This window comes from Billgrantia montanilacus (genome assembly GCF_003336675.1).
Taxonomy (GTDB): Bacteria; Pseudomonadota; Gammaproteobacteria; order Pseudomonadales; family Halomonadaceae; genus Halomonas; species Halomonas montanilacus.
In genome coordinates this window covers 491,305-508,013 of record NZ_QPII01000001.1, presented here as the reverse complement: position 1 = coordinate 508,013, position 16,709 = coordinate 491,305, and the positions used below count along the sequence as shown (strand labels likewise).

Here is a 16,709-nt window from a genome sequence, read left to right as displayed (position 1 = left end):
TGACTTGACCTGTATCAGATCACAACGCAATACGGTTGAGGATCCAGCATCGACCGCCGTGATGCGGCAAGGCAGCACGACGCCAAGGCGTTCGCTCAGTCCCGAAAGTTGTCGAACTGCAGGGCCAGGTCGGGCCCCTCCTCGCCCCGCAGCAGGGCCATGACCTGCTGCAGGTCGTCGCGCTTCTTGCCGGTCACGCGGACCTTGTCGCCCTGGATCTGGGCCTGGACCTTAAGTTTGCTATCCTTGATGCGCTTGACGATATCCTTGGCTTCCTTCTGCTCGAGCCCCTGCTTCAGGACGATCTGCTGGCGGGCCCGGACTCCGGAAAGCTCGGGGTCCTGGGGGTCCATGCAGCGGGCATCGATACCCCGGGCAATGAGCCGGTTGCGCAGTACGTCGAGCATCTGCGTCAGTTGGAAATCGACCTCGGCCTCGAGCTGAACGGTGTCACCATTGAGTTCGAGGCTCGCCGTCACACCCTTGAAGTCGAAACGGCCCTGGATCTCGCGATTGGCCTGGTCAACGGCATTGCTGGCTTCGTGCTTGTCGAATTCGGAAACGATATCGAAGGATGGCATGATCAAGTTCCACTGGCCGATTCTAAGGAGGGTGGAAGCGCATTCTAGCAGCCGCTGGATATATTCACCTATCACGCCTTCGTCAGCGACTTTTCCATCTGCCAGCCGGCGCACCCATCCTCATAGTAGTCTTCCAACCAGCGCTGCAGGCTGAAGCCCATGCGGCGATACAGTGCCAGTGCAGCCCGGTTGTCGGCTCGCACCTCGAGACCCAGCCGCTCACCGCCACGCCGTCGAGCCTCCTGCTCCAGGGCTTCGAGCAATTCACGGCCGATTCCCAGCCCGCGCGCTGCGGGGTGCACGCAGAAGGAGTAGAGACGCACACGCTGGCTGCTTCGACGAAACAACAGGATGCCATGGCCCAGGAGGCGGCCTTCGGCGCTCTCGGCGAGCAGGATGTGGGCATTGGCACGGTTGAGCAGGTGCCAGAGTTGCCGGCGGCTGAAACGGTCGCCCTCGAAGGCGATCTGCTCGAGACGCACGAGGGCATCGAGATCCTTGGCCTGCGCCTCGCGCAACGTAACGGTCATGTCATGGATTCCAGTATGGCAGCAACGGATTGTCGCTACGCGTCACACTCTTGTCAGCGCCACGCTGCATGAAATCTTTTCAGGCTGCCAGCATCTTGTCCATAACCACACTCAGGGGCATGCTGAACATCTCTCCATGCCGCTCTCCTTTCTCGCCAGGAACCCCATGTGCCCGTTGCGTATCGTCGTTGACCGCCTGAATGACTGGCGGCCCTATTACCCCACCGAGGACCTGGTCAGTGCCGACGACTTCCTGTCACTGGACCGCCGGCATCGTTCCAGCCGCGATGAGCAGGACCGAGCGACCCATGTCATCAATCTGTGCAGCGACATGGACTACCTTGGGAGCGGCTACTATGTCTCGCTCCTGGCCCAGGCCCGGGGGCAGCGTGTCCTGCCCACGGTGGAGACGCTCAACGCCCTGGCACGCAAGTCACTGACCGACTTGCAGCTGGACTCTATGGCACCGCTGCTTGGTGAGCTGTCGCGGGAGGGCCAGCTTCCCGGCGACCAGGTCACGCTACGCCTGCTGTTCGGCGAATGTCGCGAGCCGGGCCTCGCCAGGTTGGCACGGCGCCTGTTCGAACGTTTGCCCTGCCCGCTGCTGGAAGCCCGCCTGGTACGTCGACACGACCTCTGGCGCCTGGTGCGGCTCAAGCCATTGCGCCTGCGCGACCTTACTGTCGATGAACAGGATCTGTTCGCCACAGCGCTCAATCGACACTCGCTAAGGGTGTGGCGCACGCCCAAGGCCCGTAGGCGCTACCGCTTCGACCTGGCGATCCTCGTCGATCCCCAGGAAGCCCTCCCCCCCAGCAACCGCGGTGCGCTTCGCGCCTTTATCCGCGCGGGACGCCGCCAGGGCATTGATGTATCGCTGATCACCCGACGCGATATGGGTCGTCTTGCCGAGTTCGATGGCCTCTTCATTCGTGAGACCACCGCCCTCGACCACCATACCTACCGAATGGCCAGGTTGGCGGAGCATGAAGGCCTCGTGGTGATCGATACCCCCCAGGACATACTGCGCTGCACCAACAAGGTGTACCTGCATGCCCTGTTGCGAGCTCGGGGAGTGCCGGCGCCAGAAGGCCGATTGCTCAAGCGAGGGGACCGGGGCCGCCTGGCCGAATCGCTTCGGGGGATGACATTTCCACTGGTGCTGAAAGTGCCCGATGGTGCCTTTTCCCGCGGCGTGGTGAAGGTATCGGACCCCGACCAGCTGGAACGCGAGGCTGCCAAGCTGTTTGAGACCTCCGCACTGCTGCTGCTCCAGGAGTGGCTACCTACCGACTACGACTGGCGCATCGGCGTGCTCGACGGGCAGGTCCTCTTCGCCAGCTGTTACTACATGGCGCGCGGCCACTGGCAGATCTATGACCACTCCGGTGGCCGAGTGAAAAGCGGCGGCTTCACCACCCACGACCCCGATGACGTGCCGCCCGCGGTGCTGCAGGCTGCCCTCAAGGCAACCCGACTGATCGGCAGCGGCTTCTACGGGGTGGACCTCAAGCAGGCCGGAGAGCGAGTCGTGGTCATCGAAGTCAACGATAATCCCAATGTCGACGCCGGTATCGAGGATGCGGTGCTGGGAAATGCACTCTATGAACGCATCATGCGCGTCTTTCTGACACGCATGGAAGCACGCCGTCACCAGACGGGGGAATGAGCACCTCTTCCTGTGGCCGGCCAACCGCCAGACAAAGCCATCAAATTAAACATTAAAAATCAGTCACTTATATAGATCGCCCGTCACCTGTCTCCATTTGGCGACCCTCAAGCCGTTGATCTGCAAGCTTCCTCCCAAGCCAGCCTCTAAGCGTCGCACATTAGCGACGCTTAGGGTGGCGCTTATATTAACAATGGCGATCTATAATATCCAACTAATTGTTTTTAAAACGCTTTGTGGATATGGCGTGATTGTTGCCCGTATATTAGACGCGAACTAACGTTTCTGGCCCTGCGCCGTCATCTGTCATCGGTAATTTCCGATGGATGGCGTTGTTTTCATGGAAGGGGCCTATCAGCAAGGAGCAAGACGATCATGAAGATTACTATCTTCGGTTCCGGCTACGTGGGACTCGTGACAGGTGCTTGTCTGGCCGATGTGGGTCATGACGTCATCTGCATCGATGTGGACGAGCAGAAGGTTGCCCGCCTGAGTGCAGGCGAGGTACCGATCTACGAACCTGGCCTGGAAAACCTCATCAGCAAGAATATGGCCGCTGGCCGACTGCGTTTCACCACCGACGCGGCAGAGGGCGTCGCTTTCGGGTTGCTCCAGTTCGTTGCCGTCGGTACGCCCTCCGATGAGGATGGTAGCGCCGATCTGACATATGTTCTCAAGGTGGCCGAAACCATCGGCCAGCACATGGAGAGCTACAAGATCATCGTCGACAAGTCGACGGTGCCCGTCGGCACGGCCAGCAAGGTCGAGCGGGCTATTGCCAAGGTCCTGGAGCAACGCGGGCTGTCCACGGAGTTCGATGTCTGCTCCAACCCGGAGTTTCTCAAGGAAGGGGCCGCGATCGAAGACTTCTCCCGCGGTTCGCGCATCGTGGTGGGCACCGACTCGGAGCGCGTCAAGAATGCGATGCTCGAGTGCTATGGCCCCTACAACCGCCAGCGTGACAAGATGCTCTTCATGGGCGTACGCAGCGCCGAGCTGACCAAATATGCCGCCAATGCCATGTTGGCGACCAAGATCAGCTTCATCAACGAAGTGGCCAACCTTGCCGAGCACCTGGGTGCCGACATCGAAGAGGTACGCCATGGCATCGGGTCCGACCCGCGCATCGGCTACAGCTTCATCTATCCTGGGTGTGGCTACGGCGGCTCCTGCTTTCCCAAGGACGTCAAGGCACTGGCGCATACTGCCGAAGCGGCGGGCCATCCTGCCGATATGGTCAATGCCGTGGAGCGCGTCAATAGTCGCCAGAAGAACAAGCTGTTCGAAAAGCTTTATGAGGCCTTCGATGGCCAACTGGCCGGCAAGACCATCGCGGTCTGGGGCCTGGCCTTCAAGCCCAACACCGACGACATGCGCGAGGCGCCGAGCCGATCGCTGATGGAGTCGCTCTGGGAAGCTGGCGCCCGCGTCCAGGCGTACGACCCCGAGGCCACGGACGAGTGTCGTCGACTCTATGGAGAGCGCGACGATCTCGTGCTTGCTGACAAGCGGGACGAAGCCCTCGAGGGTGCCCATGCCCTGGTCATCTGCACTGAATGGAAGGCTTTCCGGACCATTGATTTCGAATGGCTGCGCAAGACATTGCTCGAGCCGGTCGTCATCGATGGGCGCAATCTCTTCTCACCCAACACCCTCAAGGCGGCCGGACTCAGCTACTACGCCATTGGTCGAGGCGATTCCGTGCGGCCCGTGCTGGCCTGAGGAGTCGACATGTCCCATACGCCTCGAGATCACATCGGGGCCAGCCGGGTGTCGGAGCTGATTACTCTGGTACTCGGCCTGGCCTTGCTGATCGTCATCTTCAGCGAGCTGCCGTCGGAAGTCTTCTCCCCGGAGTCGCAGAGCTTCTTCTTCGTCATCGGGGGTATCGCCATCTGGCGCTACTCCTGGTGGCTAATCCAGGCTGTGCGTTCGGTGTGGTACAACCGCCGCATCTTTCCCCGCCTACGGGCAGCGGCCGACGCGGCAGACGAGGTCGTGCGTGCGCCGGAACTCTTCGTGCTCTGTACCTCCTATCGAATCGAGGCCGAGATCAATTTTCAGGTCTACGATGCCATGGTGCGTGAGGTTGCCGAATATGGCGTGCCCACCACCATCTTCGCCTCGATCTCGGACCGCACCGACGTGGATGTCATCACCCACGTCATGGATGAGCACAGCTGGCCCGAGAACATTGAAATCCGGTACATGTTCCAGAAGGGAGACGGCAAGCGCTCGGCCATGGCCGAGGTTCTGCGCGCCATCTCCCGGCACCTTCCGGCGCCCGGGTCGCTGCTGGTCTCCATGGATGGCGACATCCGCCTGGAGCCCGGCACCCTCCGGCGCTCGCTCTCCTTCTTCCAGTCCCAGGAGGACCTGGGTGCGCTGACGACGAACAACCGTGCCGTGGTCACCGGTAACGACGTCACCCGCGAGTGGTATGACCTGCGCTACGCCCAGCGTCACCTGATGATGAGTTCGATGTCGGTATCCAGGCGATTGCTGGTCCTCACCGGACGCTACAGCGTCTTTCGTGCAGATCTCGCGACCCAGCCAAGTTTCATCGAACTGATCGAGAGCGATCACGTCGACCACTGGCGATTCGGTAACTTCAAGTTTCTATCCGGAGACGACAAGTCCTCCTGGTATTGGCTGCTGAAGCACGGCTGGCGAATGATGTACCTGCCCGACGTGTATGTCACCGGATTCGAGGAGTTGCCGGACAGGCGGCGTTTCTTCGCCTCGACCAGCGATCTGATGCGTCGCTGGTATGGCAACATGCTGCGCACCAGCAACCGGGCCATCGCGCTGGGGCCCCGCCCCATGGGCATGTTCACCTGGTGGAGCCTGGTGGATCAGCGCATCTCCATGTGGACGACGCTGGTCGGACCTACGGTCGTTATTCTGGTAGCGCTGTTCGTGCGACCCTCGTTTTTCTTTGCCTACATCCTCTGGATCCTGTTCACCCGCGGTATCGCCACGTTGATCCTCGCCTGGCAGCGGGGACGGTACAGCCTGCTGTGGATCCCGCTGATCTATTACAACCAGGTCTGGGGCGCGATGCTGAAGACCTATGTCAGCTTTCGCTTCAATCGCCAGAAGTGGTCCCGCCAGGGCATATCGGCCGGTGAGCCCGGCGATCCGGTTGCCGTGCGTCGCCAGCGGCGCATGGGTCATGTCCTGCACGGCTTTACCTATGGGCTTCTGCTGTTTGCCCTGATGCTGACTACCGGCGTGTTGCAACCTTTGGACCGGACGACGCTATCGATCATCCGCGATCAGGGCTGGCAGCGTTCGCAACAGCCCGAACGAGTCGACAGATGGCTCTCTGCGGCAATTGCCGACGCCCCCGAAGGTGGCACCGTGCAGCTACCCGCCGGACGCTACCGCCTGGCTGGCACCCTCTTCGAGGGTCTGCATGAAGACAGCCGTGTCATGGCCGAACAAATCCGGGGCATGGACGGAACCACGACCCTGGCGCTCTCCCCCGACCTGTCAGATCACATGCAGGGGCCGGATGGAGAACCGCTGAACGGCTCGAGGCATTGCACGCTCGAATCCAGCTGTTACCTGACGCTTAACCAAAAGAGCCTGACGCTGGTCAATATACATCTCATGGTCGAGCCATCAGTCATGGCTGAGGTGGCTGCGACCGAACACTCAAGCAAGGAGCAACCTAAGGATGGCTGATCACTTTCCCCGCGACGATCAAGAACGTCATGAGCCGACCCTTGGGGGAAGCAAACCCGAAGGTGGCTCAACGGCACCCGAACCTGCCGATCAGGATTCCGTTCGCCTGACGAAAGGTGACCGCGTCCAGCATGAACGCCGTGACGAAAGAGGCTATATCCGTGTTGCCATTCCATTCCGGGTCAGCCTGTCGGACGACAGCACCCTTAACGGCAACGACGTTTCCCTGGGGGGCTTTTCAGCGCATGGCAACCGCGCCTTCCAGCCCGGGGAGGAGATATCGGCGTCACTGCTGATGATGGCAGGCTCTTCCGAACTGATCGTACCGCTGCGCGCCGAATGCCTGCGTACCGACCCTGCCCCCAACGGCAAGGGCTACCAGATCAGCTTCGAGATCACCGAGATAGAGCCGCCTCATCGCGAACTGCTGCGTCAGGTCATTCGCAGCGCACTCAGCGGTCGCTCGCCCAACATCGAAGGGCTGATGGCGGGGGAAGACCCCCAGACCCCGCGCAAGCGGCAGGTTGGGGCGGCACAACCGACCCCGCATGCGCGTCAACCCAAGCCGATGGGGCGATATATCCTGCTGTTCCTGGCCATCGGCCTACTGGTTCTGGTCGGTGCAGCGACTGCCTATCGCAACTTCATGCTCATCGAGCCTAACTTTGCCGCTGTCACCGCCCCTCGCATCGATATACGCGCGCCCGGACCCGGCATTCTTGCAGCGCACGAGCTACAGGCCGGCGACCGTGTCGAGATAGACCAGCTGCTGACCAATGTGGTCAACAGCGACCTGGAGTCGGACCTGATCCTGGCCGATGCCGCAAGGCAGTTCAACAATCAACTGATCGAGAACCTGCGTGAACATCTGGAGGGCGGCAACCAGGAAGTCAGCCTCGCCAACTCTGCCCAACCGGCAAGCGGCGATACGATGACCTTCGAGTCGGTGTCCCCGGAAATCGCCCGGGCACGCATCGAGCAGTTCGAAACCGCCAGGGATTACGAGAATTCCCGCATCGCTGCCCTGGAAGCGCGCCAGTCCAGCAACAATATCTACAGTCCCTGCGACTGCCTGGTTGCCTGGGCACTGAGCAGTGCCGACGGTACCTATATCAATGAAAGCGAGCAGATCATGACCCTGATTCGCACCCAGGAGGACGATGTTCTCGTCGAGGCGCTGGTGCACATGAACGACATCAGCCGCATCGAACCGAACCAGCAGGCCTACGTCACCCTGGCCAACACGACGGAGCCGATCCGCGCTCGGGTCCGCAACGTCGCCCTGGATGTAGAGCGCCAGCCACGAGCCGGTTTCCCTAGCTGGGTTCGTCAGCAGCAGAACGTGGCCAGCGTCCTGCTTGTACCCGAGGAGCCGCTTCCCGCCGAAAGCGTGGGTCAGCCGGTCGATGTGCGTTTCACCGAAGCGCCGCTGCTCAGCGCCGCCTCCGAACGGATCTGGCAAGGGGTACGTACGGTGATCCAGTTCGGCGACGACATCTATCGCACCGCCATTGACGAAAAGGACGACGACACTGGTGGCTGACAGGCGACATCCGCTACATGCCCGCGGTCAACGCCGCGGCCAAACTGCAAGGAGACAGTATGGCTCCGACAAGACGACGCACATGCCGGCGCTATGCCGGCACCCTGCTGGCCACCCTGGTCGCCCTGCCCGCCTGGCCGGCACTGTCCGAAGAGGTTGATGAAGCCTCTGTGGGCGTACCCCAGGTCGAGGCTTGCTCCCAGCGCTACCCGCAAATCGACTCTCCCCGGCCCAGCCACGCAGCCAGTGGTCACGAGGCCATCCGCGAAGGCTTCGACACCCACCGTCACTGGGGCACCGAGGAAAACGTCGAACGCCTGGGCGCCGGGCACACTGGCCTGGGCGAGCCCGGCTTGCGAGTGCATTACCCGGCCGGCACTTCCTCGCCTGGGGAAGACCCTCTTGGCGGCGCGGGCTTCTACAGCGAGCCACCGGCTCTCGCCGGCGCCGAACAGGCCTGCATGAGCTATCAGGTGCGCTTCGCACCCGATTTCGATTTCGTTCAAGGAGGCAAGCTACCCGGCCTGTTCGGCGGCGAGGCGCCCTCGGGTGGCGAAAGCGTGGATGGCGAAAACGGGTTCTCACTGCGCCTGATGTGGCGCGAGCATGGCCAGGGTGAGCTCTACCCCTATGTGGTCGGCCACGAGGGAGCGTCAGTCGGTCGCGGCTCCTGGTATTTCCCGGTGGGACAATGGGTGACGATAGAACAGGAAGTCATTCTCAACGACCCGGGCAGCGAGAACGGCGTTGCGCGAATCTGGATCGACGGTCGCCCGGTACTCGAGCAGCGCGATATCACCTACCGGACCACGTCGTCCCTGACCATCGACGGACTGATGTTCTCGACCTTCTTTGGAGGCACCGGCGAGGGGTGGCGAACGCCCCGTGATCAGCATGTCGACTTCGCCGCATTTCGCTTCTATGCCCCTGCGCCATGAGGGCAACTCTAGCTATGGCCATCCATGGAGACTCTCCACACATGCACGACACACGGCTGCACTGGCCGGAGTTTCATTCACTACTCCGTCTGATTCTGGCACTCCTCATAACCGGAGCATGGGCCAGTGCCAGTCCCGCAGGCGCAAACACTCTCGCGCGCGAGGAGCGGCAGACACTGGACCTGTCCCAGTACCGGGTCAACGACTCCGATGCTGGCTATTTCGATGTATCGGCTCGCATGGAGCTGCTCAGCGAAACCGATAACACAATCTTGCTCCAGCGAATCGACCAGCTGCTATCTGAAGCACCGAGTTGCCGACAATTATTGAACTATAAGCCCATCACGACACGAGGAAGAATCCCGGGCTATTACCCCAACCCCGAGGAGTGGGAGCTCACCACCGAGCCGTTGTTCCTGTTCGAGGACAGCGTTTCGCTGCTGGCGGGTGCCTTTACCGCCAGTGGAGACAGCTACTACGCTGAATGCTTGGTGAGTTTCCTGGCTCATTGGGCAGACGCTCAGGCGTTGACCACGTTTCGCTACGACCCGAATGATCCTCAAGCCTGGTTCGCTTCCGAATCGATGCTATTTGCGGCCGCGATGGCCTATTCAACCGTGCGGCCATTCATCGAAGGGATGGACGAAGAGCGCGAGGAGGTCGAGTCCTGGCTCCAGGGACTCGCGATGCAGCACTCGGCAATCCCTGGCCAGCCCGAAGAGAGCTGTTGCAACAACCATTTCTATCGCCGAGCCCTCTACGCCAGCATGATCGGCGTACTCACTGAAAACGACGATCTCTTTCGTTTCGGTGTCAGTGCCATCTACTCGGCGCTGCACGACATGACCGAGGAGGGTGCGCTGCCTCACGAGGTGTCCCGTGGCCGCCGTGCCACCCACTACCAGAACTATGCCTTGCTTTATCTGGTAACCAACATGGAAGTCATCGCTCGCCAGGGCTATGACATCTTCGACCTGGAAATTGAAGGCAGCACCATTCACAAGGCCATCGATTATTTCTTCACCATTCTTGATGATCCAGCGGCGCTAGGAGACTACGCACCTCTTGAGCAATACACCGGGTTCACAAAGGATCCCCAGTACTTCACCTGGCTTGAGATTTATCTAACACGTTACGAACATTCTCAAGCCGCCAGCTTAGTTAAAAGAGTGCGCCCCCTCTACAACCGCAGCGCGGGGGGATACATGACGCTCTATTTCATGCCCCCCGACGTGCAGGACCAACCGTTCATGGACGAGAGCCGGCGCCGGACCGAGGCCTTCCAGGGCCAGGACCTACAGTAAATACCGGCGTCGCCAGCCTGTAATCCACGGAGGATAATTATGAACACAACCCTGATCTCGACTCGAAGGACCTCAACACGGTATTTCACTTCACTGATCGTCGTCGCCTCGCTGGCTGGGTGCGCCACCTCCCAGGAACCGCCCGGTCAGGATCATGCCCGGGCCGTTCCGGCCGAGTATGCGGCCTGGTTCGATGGTGGCTTGGAAGCCGATATTTCCAGCCACGACTGGAACCGTATCAATCGAACCCAAGATACCATCGAGCAAGAGCGCTATGACGAGGCCATTGAGCAGCTCCAGCCGTTGATGGAAAGAGGTTTACCACCTGCCTATTACGAAATGGGAAAACTGTACGACCAGGGTCTGGGCGTCGAGCGAGACGGCGCAAGGGCTGCCCACTATTACGGCCAGGCGATCGAACGCCCCTCGAGTGTGCAGGGACACGCGTCACTGAACCTTGCCACACTGTATCAGGAAGGGGATGGCGTCGAGCGCAACGACGTACTTGCCTATTACCTCCTTTGGCAGGCCAAGAACGCCAATCTCGGGCGCGATGCGGAGGCCAGGCTCGCCAGGCTACTCGCCGAAGGCGGTGACGGAGTGCAGGCCGACCCCGAGCTTGCCCGCGAGCTCTATGCCGAGGCCGCATCAGAGGGCGATGAGAGTGCACTACAAGCCCTGGCCGATGCCTATGCCCCGGGTGGCTGGCTGGAAGAGGACCCCGCACGCGCAATGGATTATGCCCAGCGCTATGCCGTGGTACTCGAGGCACGCGCCAGGGAGGGGGACACCGGCGCCATGCTTCAGCTCGCCTCGCTCCACGCGCCGGACGGCCAACTGGGCGACCAACCCGACCAGCGCCTGCATTGGCTGCGCCAGGCCGCCGATGCCGGCGACAATACCGCCCTGGCTCAGGCGGGCCGGGCCATGCTGGAGGCCGGGGACTTCAACCAGGGCGTCGAGCTGCTCGAAGAGTCCGCCCGACGGGGTGATATAGACGCCATGGTCCATCTAGGCAGCGCCTTGCTCGAACCCGAGACTGGACGGCCAGAGCCGGTACGAGCCGAGCGCTGGCTCAATTCGGCAATCGAAGCGGGATCTGTCGATGCCCAGGTCATCCTCGGCCGCGCGCTGGTTGAGGGACAGGGAGGCCTGAACGACCTTCCCCGGGGCATGGGGCTTCTCGAGCAGGCCGCTGAACGAAATCACCCTCTCGCATTGGCTCAGCTCGGCTCCCTCTACCTGGACGACGAGCGGGTCGCCGGCCAGCCCTATATCGCCATCGACTATCTCGAGCGTGCCCACGAGGCAGGCCACCCCTGGGCCACTCAGCAACTGGGCGCCGCCTACCTGGAAGGCCACGGCGTACCGGCCAATGGCCCCCGCGGCGAAGAACTGCTGCGCAGCGCTGCCGACCAGGGCCAGGCCGGAGCCATGCGTCTCCTGGGCGAGGCCTACCTGGAAGGCGAAACACTACCCTTCCATCCCAGCCGCGGCGAAGAGCTCCTGCAGGCGGCGGCCCAGGCCGGGGACACCACCGCCATGACCCAGCTTGGCGAGGCCTATCTGGAGGGGCCGTTGGACGGGCAGGATCCGAGCCGCGCCATTGAGATGCTGATGGAGGCGGCCAATCAGGGTGACGGCTATGCGATGGTCGTCCTGGGCAGAGCCTATCGCCATGGTAACGGGGTAGAACCGGACCTCGATCAGGCGACTCTCTGGCTGACCCGTGCCCAGGAGACGGGGCACGAGTCCGCTGACGATGCCCTTACCTATGTGCAACGGGATCGTGGCGCCCAAGGCGATATCAATGCGTTGATCAGCGCGGCCGAGGACGGCCACCCCGGCGCCATGGCCGACCTGGGGCGTGCCTACCTGAATGGCCAGGGCGTTGGCCAGGACCGCGAGCAAGCCCGATACTGGCTGGAGCGGGCCCACGGAGAAGGTCATGCCGGTGCCGCCGCCAGCCTGGGCCGGATGTTTATGGACGATGGCAATATGTCGGCAGGCATCGACTATCTTGAGGCCGCCGTCGCCAGAGGACACGTCGGCGCCCAGAGCGACCTGGGCGAGGTGTACCTGTTGGGCGATCACGTCGAGCAGGATGTCGAGCGAGGCCTTGAGTACCTGACCAATGCCGCCGACTCAGGCAACCCCCATGCCGCTCATCTGTTGGGCCAGGCCTACCTGCATGGGGAAGGTGTGGACCAGGACAGCGAAGCAGCGGAGCGCTGGCTGGAACAGGCGAGCGATGGCGGCAGCCTAGCGGCTAGCGCTAGCCTGGGGCGCGCCAAGCTTCGCGGCGAAGGTGCCATCGCCCAGGACATCGCGCATGGCTACGAGCTGCTGAATGAGGCCACCGAGCAGGGTGATACCGGTGCCCAGGCCACGCTTGGCCGCGAATACCTTCGCGGTGATATTCTGGAGCGGGACCGCCAGAAAGGGGCCGACTACTTGGTTGAAGCCGCCAGCGCTGGCCATTCCAGCGCACGCCTGGCCCTTGCCGAGGCCTATCTCTCCTCTCGCGGCCTGCAGCATGCCAATCAGGATCAGGCACTGCTATGGCTGGATGACGTCTTCGAGAGCGAGGGCCAGCTTGCCGCCGAGACCCTGCGACAGCTGCTTACCGATGACAGTGCCGCCGATGCGGCGGGTGAGGTAGACGTTAGTGCAGTTGATTGAGAGCCATCGCGAAAATACCGACGGGCTGGCTGGCTGCCGGCCCGACGGTCGTTACCCGCGTGCCAGCACCTTGGTCAAGAGAATTGCCGAGGCACTGGCAAGGGGCGCTCTCGATAGGCGAAAACTGTGGCTGACACTTGGCCTAGCGACGTCGGTTGGCGTGGCCGCCACGGAGGCTTCCGCCGGTAATCGTGACACATCCACTAGCCTGACGCCCTGTTCCAAACGCTATTCGCTTGCCGCCAGCCCTCGCCCCCTGCGGCATCAGGAAACCGCCAAGGCCTCGATCCGCGACGACTTTGGTTCAGAACGAGACTGGGGAACGGAGAATAATGTCAAACTACTTACGATCCATGCCACCGGGCTTGGCGAAACCGGGTTTCGCGTCCTCTATCCCGAGGGCAGTTCCTCACCCAGTGACGCCGACCAGGATGGCGTAGCGCGAGGTGGCATGGGGTTCTATACCCGTGAAGCTGCGTTGGAGGACGACGACCGTGCCTGTCTACACTATCGTGTGCGCTTCGAACCGGAATTCGACTTCGTCAAGGGAGGCAAGCTGCCCGGCCTGTATGGCGCCGAAGCGCCCAGCGGTGGTGACGAAGTCGATGGAGAAAACGGCTTCTCGATGCGACTCATGTGGCGCGAAGAGGGTCAGGGTGAACTCTACCCCTATATCATGGACCATGAGGGTGAATCGATGGGGCGGGGCGCCTGGACCTTTCCCAAGGGCCGCTGGATCAGCGTCGAACAGGAGGTGATCCTCAATACACCCGGCAAGGATGATGGCATCGCCCGCGTCTGGATCGATGGCCGACCGACGCTCGAACGGAAGGGGCTCGCCTATCGGACCACGGAGGATGTGGCCATAGACGGACTGATGTTCTCCACTTTCTTCGGTGGCACCGGCGAGGGATGGCGAACGCCTCGCGACCAGACCGTCGACTTCGCGGCTTTCCGCATCTACGCACCATAAACCTTACCATGAAGCTGGCCATCGCCAGCAGTAGCGATATCAATGCAGGAGGCAGATAACGCTATGTTCTATCGAGTACAAGAACGTCAAACACGTATTGCCAATCTTCGTAGACTGACAGGCTCGCTTGCCTGTCTGGCCTTGTCGATGAGTGGCACTTCCATGGTCGAGGCGCTGACCCTCGAAGAGCGCGAACAGCTGGACCTCTCCCAGTATACCGTCACGAGGCCGGATGCTTCCTACTTCGATATCCAGGAACGCATCGAACTACTCCACGAGACCGAAAACAGCCTGCTGCTGCAGCATCGGGAGGAGCTGGCAAATTACGCCCCCAGTTGCAGGCAGCGCCTGGAGATACCCACCATTACGGAGCGGATGCGCATCCCCGGCTTCTACCCGACCCCTGAGGCCTGGGAGCTGGCTACCGAGCCGCTTTTCCAGTTCGAGGATACCGTATCCGAGCTGGCCGGCGCCTATGTCGCCAGCCGCAGCGACTACTATGCCGAGTGTCTGGTGCGTTTCCTCGACCAGTGGGCCCAGGATGACGCGCTGCTCGAGTTCCACTACCACTGGACTCAGCCCCAGGCCTGGTTTTCCCTGGAGTCGATGATCTTCGCGGCCGGCATGGCCTATTCGGTCGTTCGCCCCACGGTCGAAGGCCTCCATGAGGAGCGTGAGCGTGTCGAGGATTGGCTCAATCGCCTGGCAAGCGTGCATATGGAGATCGAGGGGGCCGACAGCAGCTGCTGCAATAACCACTTTTACCGACGCGCCCTCTACGCTGCCATGGTCGGTGTGTTGACCGAAGATGACGAGATGTTCCGCTTCGGCGTCAGCGCCATCTATTCGGCACTGCACGACATGACCGAGCGCGGCGCCTTTCCGCTGGAAATGGAGCGTGGACGACGCGCTACCCACTATCAGAACTATGCCCTGCTCTATCTGGTCCCGATCATGGAGATCGTCCATCGTCAGGGCTATGACATCTACGACAAGGAGATCGATGGCGGCACCATCCACGATGCGATCGATTTCGGTATGGCCATACTCGAGGATCCCAGCGAGCTCGGTGATCTGGCACCTTCAGAACAGTTCACCGACTTCCTCAAGGACAACCAGTACTTCGCCTGGATGGAAATCTATCGAGCACGCTTCGGTGAGTCACGCTTCGACGATTTCCTGCGCTCCCTGCGGCCAATCTACAACCGCAGCGCCGGCGGCTACCTGACCTTCTACTTCATGGACCCCGACGCACAGGAACACATTGTCCATGATGAAGAAGAACGCCAGACGAGGGCATTCGAGGGGATCTTGAATTGAGCCCCCTGGATTTATCCTAACGCTCAAAGCAACAAGCCAGCCCAGGCCGGCTTGTTGCTTTTTTCTATCTTCGATTTCGACTGAGCCCCACTAGGGGCTGTCGAAGGGGTTGCGGAGCACGATGGTCTCGTTGCGATCCGGCCCGGTGGAAATGATGTCGATGGATGTGCCCACCCTCTCCTCCAGGAAACTGATATAGGAGCGGGCATTGGCCGGCAGGTCTTCCACCCGCCTGACCCCGAGGGTTGATTCGCTCCAGCCCGGCAGGTCCTCGTAGACTGGCTCGAGGGCCTCGTAGCCTTCGGAATCCACCGGCGTGTCGAGCACCTCGCCATCCTTGCCGCGATAGCCGACGCAAACCCGGATATTTTCCAGGCCATCCAACACATCCAGCTTGGTCAGGCAGATGCCGGAAACCGAGTTGATCTGCACGGCGTGGCGCAGCGCGACGGCATCGAACCAGCCACAACGACGCGGGCGCCCGGTGGTGGCGCCAAACTCGTGACCGCGCTCCGCCAGATGGCGCCCATGCTCATCGAAGAGCTCCGTGGGGAAGGGACCGGAACCAACACGCGTGGTGTAGGCCTTGGTAATGCCCAGTACGTAATCGAGGTAGAGTGGCCCCACACCGGAACCCGTCGCCGTGCCACCGGCGGTGGTATTGGAGCTGGTGACAAAAGGGTAAGTACCGTGGTCGATATCGAGCAGTGAGCCCTGCGCGCCTTCGAAAAGGATGTTCTCCCCCGCTCGGCGAAGCTCATGCACCAGGCCAACGGTGTCGCAGACCATGGGGCGCAGTTCCTCGACCATGACCATGGCCTCATCGAGTACCTGCTGAAAATCCACCGCCTGCTCGCCGTGATAGTTCACCAGGACGAAGTTGTGGTAGTCCAGGACCTCGCCCAGCTTGGAAGCAAAGCGCTCGCGATGGAGCATGTCTCCCAGACGCAGACCTCGGCGGGCGACCTTGTCCTCGTAGGCGGGGCCGATACCTCGGCCGGTGGTGCCGATCTTGGCAACACCCCGCGCCTTCTCCCGCGCCAGGTCGAGACGGACATGGTAAGGCAGGATCAGCGGACAGGCGGGAGACAGACGCAGCCGTTCGCGGACCGGAACCCCCTTCGCCTCGAGCTCACGAATTTCCTTGATCAGAGCTTCCGGTGACAGCACCACGCCGTTGCCGATGACACAGGTCTTGTCATTGCGCAGGATACCGGATGGGATCAGGTGGAGAACGGTCTTCTCACCGTCGATGACCAGGGTATGGCCAGCATTGTGCCCCCCCTGGAAACGCACCACTGCCGATGCGGATTCGGTCAGCAGGTCGACGACCTTGCCCTTGCCCTCGTCACCCCACTGCGTGCCCAGTACGACTACGTTCTTGCCCATTGTGATCTCGTCTCTCGTGTCGGCGCCCTCACCAGGGCGCGTCCATGATCCGGCCCGCGGGCCGCGTTCGGTGACCGGCCCGCTTTGCCG

General features: G+C 61.6%; 12 protein-coding genes. 9 read left to right on the top strand and 3 right to left on the bottom strand.

Features of this window, described 5'->3' with window-relative positions; all coding sequences use genetic code 11:
* Window positions 1–95 precede the first annotated feature (95 nt).
* Both DU505_RS02270 and DU505_RS02265 read right to left on the bottom strand, forming a co-directional pair.
* Window positions 96–581: a YajQ family cyclic di-GMP-binding protein gene (locus DU505_RS02270; RefSeq protein WP_114477362.1), complete on the bottom strand. Its 486-nt coding sequence runs from the start codon at window positions 579–581 to the stop codon at window positions 96–98.
* Between the two features lie 71 nt (window positions 582–652).
* Window positions 653–1,111 carry a GNAT family N-acetyltransferase gene (locus tag DU505_RS02265; RefSeq protein WP_114477361.1) on the bottom strand — a complete coding sequence of 153 codons (459 nt, stop codon included), beginning with the start codon at window positions 1,109–1,111 and terminating at the stop codon, window positions 653–655.
* A gap of 166 nt (window positions 1,112–1,277) precedes the next feature.
* Here DU505_RS02265 and DU505_RS02260 point away from each other — a divergent pair, with 166 nt between their 5' ends.
* From DU505_RS02260 to DU505_RS02220, 9 genes are all read left to right on the top strand, one after another.
* The gene (locus tag DU505_RS02260) at window positions 1,278–2,780 is read left to right on the top strand and encodes a RimK family protein (RefSeq protein WP_114477360.1); all 1,503 of its coding nucleotides are present in this window, start codon (window positions 1,278–1,280) and stop codon (window positions 2,778–2,780) included.
* A 375-nt stretch (window positions 2,781–3,155) separates the two neighbouring features.
* A complete protein-coding gene (locus DU505_RS02255) occupies window positions 3,156–4,502 on the top strand; it encodes a UDP-glucose dehydrogenase family protein (protein WP_114477359.1) in 1,347 nt (448 codons plus the stop codon).
* 9 nt (window positions 4,503–4,511) lie between these two features.
* On the top strand, window positions 4,512–6,470 hold the full coding sequence (locus DU505_RS02250) for a glycosyltransferase (protein ID WP_114477358.1): 1,959 nt from the start codon (window positions 4,512–4,514) through the stop codon (window positions 6,468–6,470).
* A complete protein-coding gene (locus DU505_RS02245; RefSeq protein WP_114477357.1) occupies window positions 6,463–8,013 on the top strand; it encodes a PilZ domain-containing protein in 1,551 nt (516 codons plus the stop codon). Before DU505_RS02250 ends, DU505_RS02245 begins: the two co-directional genes overlap by 8 nt.
* Before the next feature lie 59 nt (window positions 8,014–8,072).
* Window positions 8,073–8,951 carry a polysaccharide lyase gene (locus DU505_RS02240; protein ID WP_181872703.1) on the top strand — a complete coding sequence of 293 codons (879 nt, stop codon included), beginning with the start codon at window positions 8,073–8,075 and terminating at the stop codon, window positions 8,949–8,951.
* A 41-nt stretch (window positions 8,952–8,992) separates the two neighbouring features.
* Window positions 8,993–10,255 (top strand): alginate lyase family protein, encoded by a 1,263-nt coding sequence (locus DU505_RS02235; protein WP_114477356.1) that lies wholly within the window; start codon window positions 8,993–8,995, stop codon window positions 10,253–10,255.
* 39 nt (window positions 10,256–10,294) lie between these two features.
* Window positions 10,295–12,937: a tetratricopeptide repeat protein gene (locus DU505_RS02230; protein WP_114477355.1), complete on the top strand. Its 2,643-nt coding sequence runs from the start codon at window positions 10,295–10,297 to the stop codon at window positions 12,935–12,937.
* Window positions 12,924–13,910: a polysaccharide lyase gene (locus tag DU505_RS02225; RefSeq protein WP_114477354.1), complete on the top strand. Its 987-nt coding sequence runs from the start codon at window positions 12,924–12,926 to the stop codon at window positions 13,908–13,910. Before DU505_RS02230 ends, DU505_RS02225 begins: the two co-directional genes overlap by 14 nt.
* A 147-nt stretch (window positions 13,911–14,057) precedes the next feature.
* Window positions 14,058–15,230 (top strand): alginate lyase family protein, encoded by a 1,173-nt coding sequence (locus DU505_RS02220; protein ID WP_245947742.1) that lies wholly within the window; start codon window positions 14,058–14,060, stop codon window positions 15,228–15,230.
* 90 nt (window positions 15,231–15,320) lie between these two features.
* Here the strand turns inward: DU505_RS02220 and DU505_RS02215 are convergent, their stop codons facing one another.
* Window positions 15,321–16,619 (bottom strand): adenylosuccinate synthase, encoded by a 1,299-nt coding sequence (locus DU505_RS02215; protein WP_114477352.1) that lies wholly within the window; start codon window positions 16,617–16,619, stop codon window positions 15,321–15,323.
* Window positions 16,620–16,709: the final 90 nt, after the last annotated feature.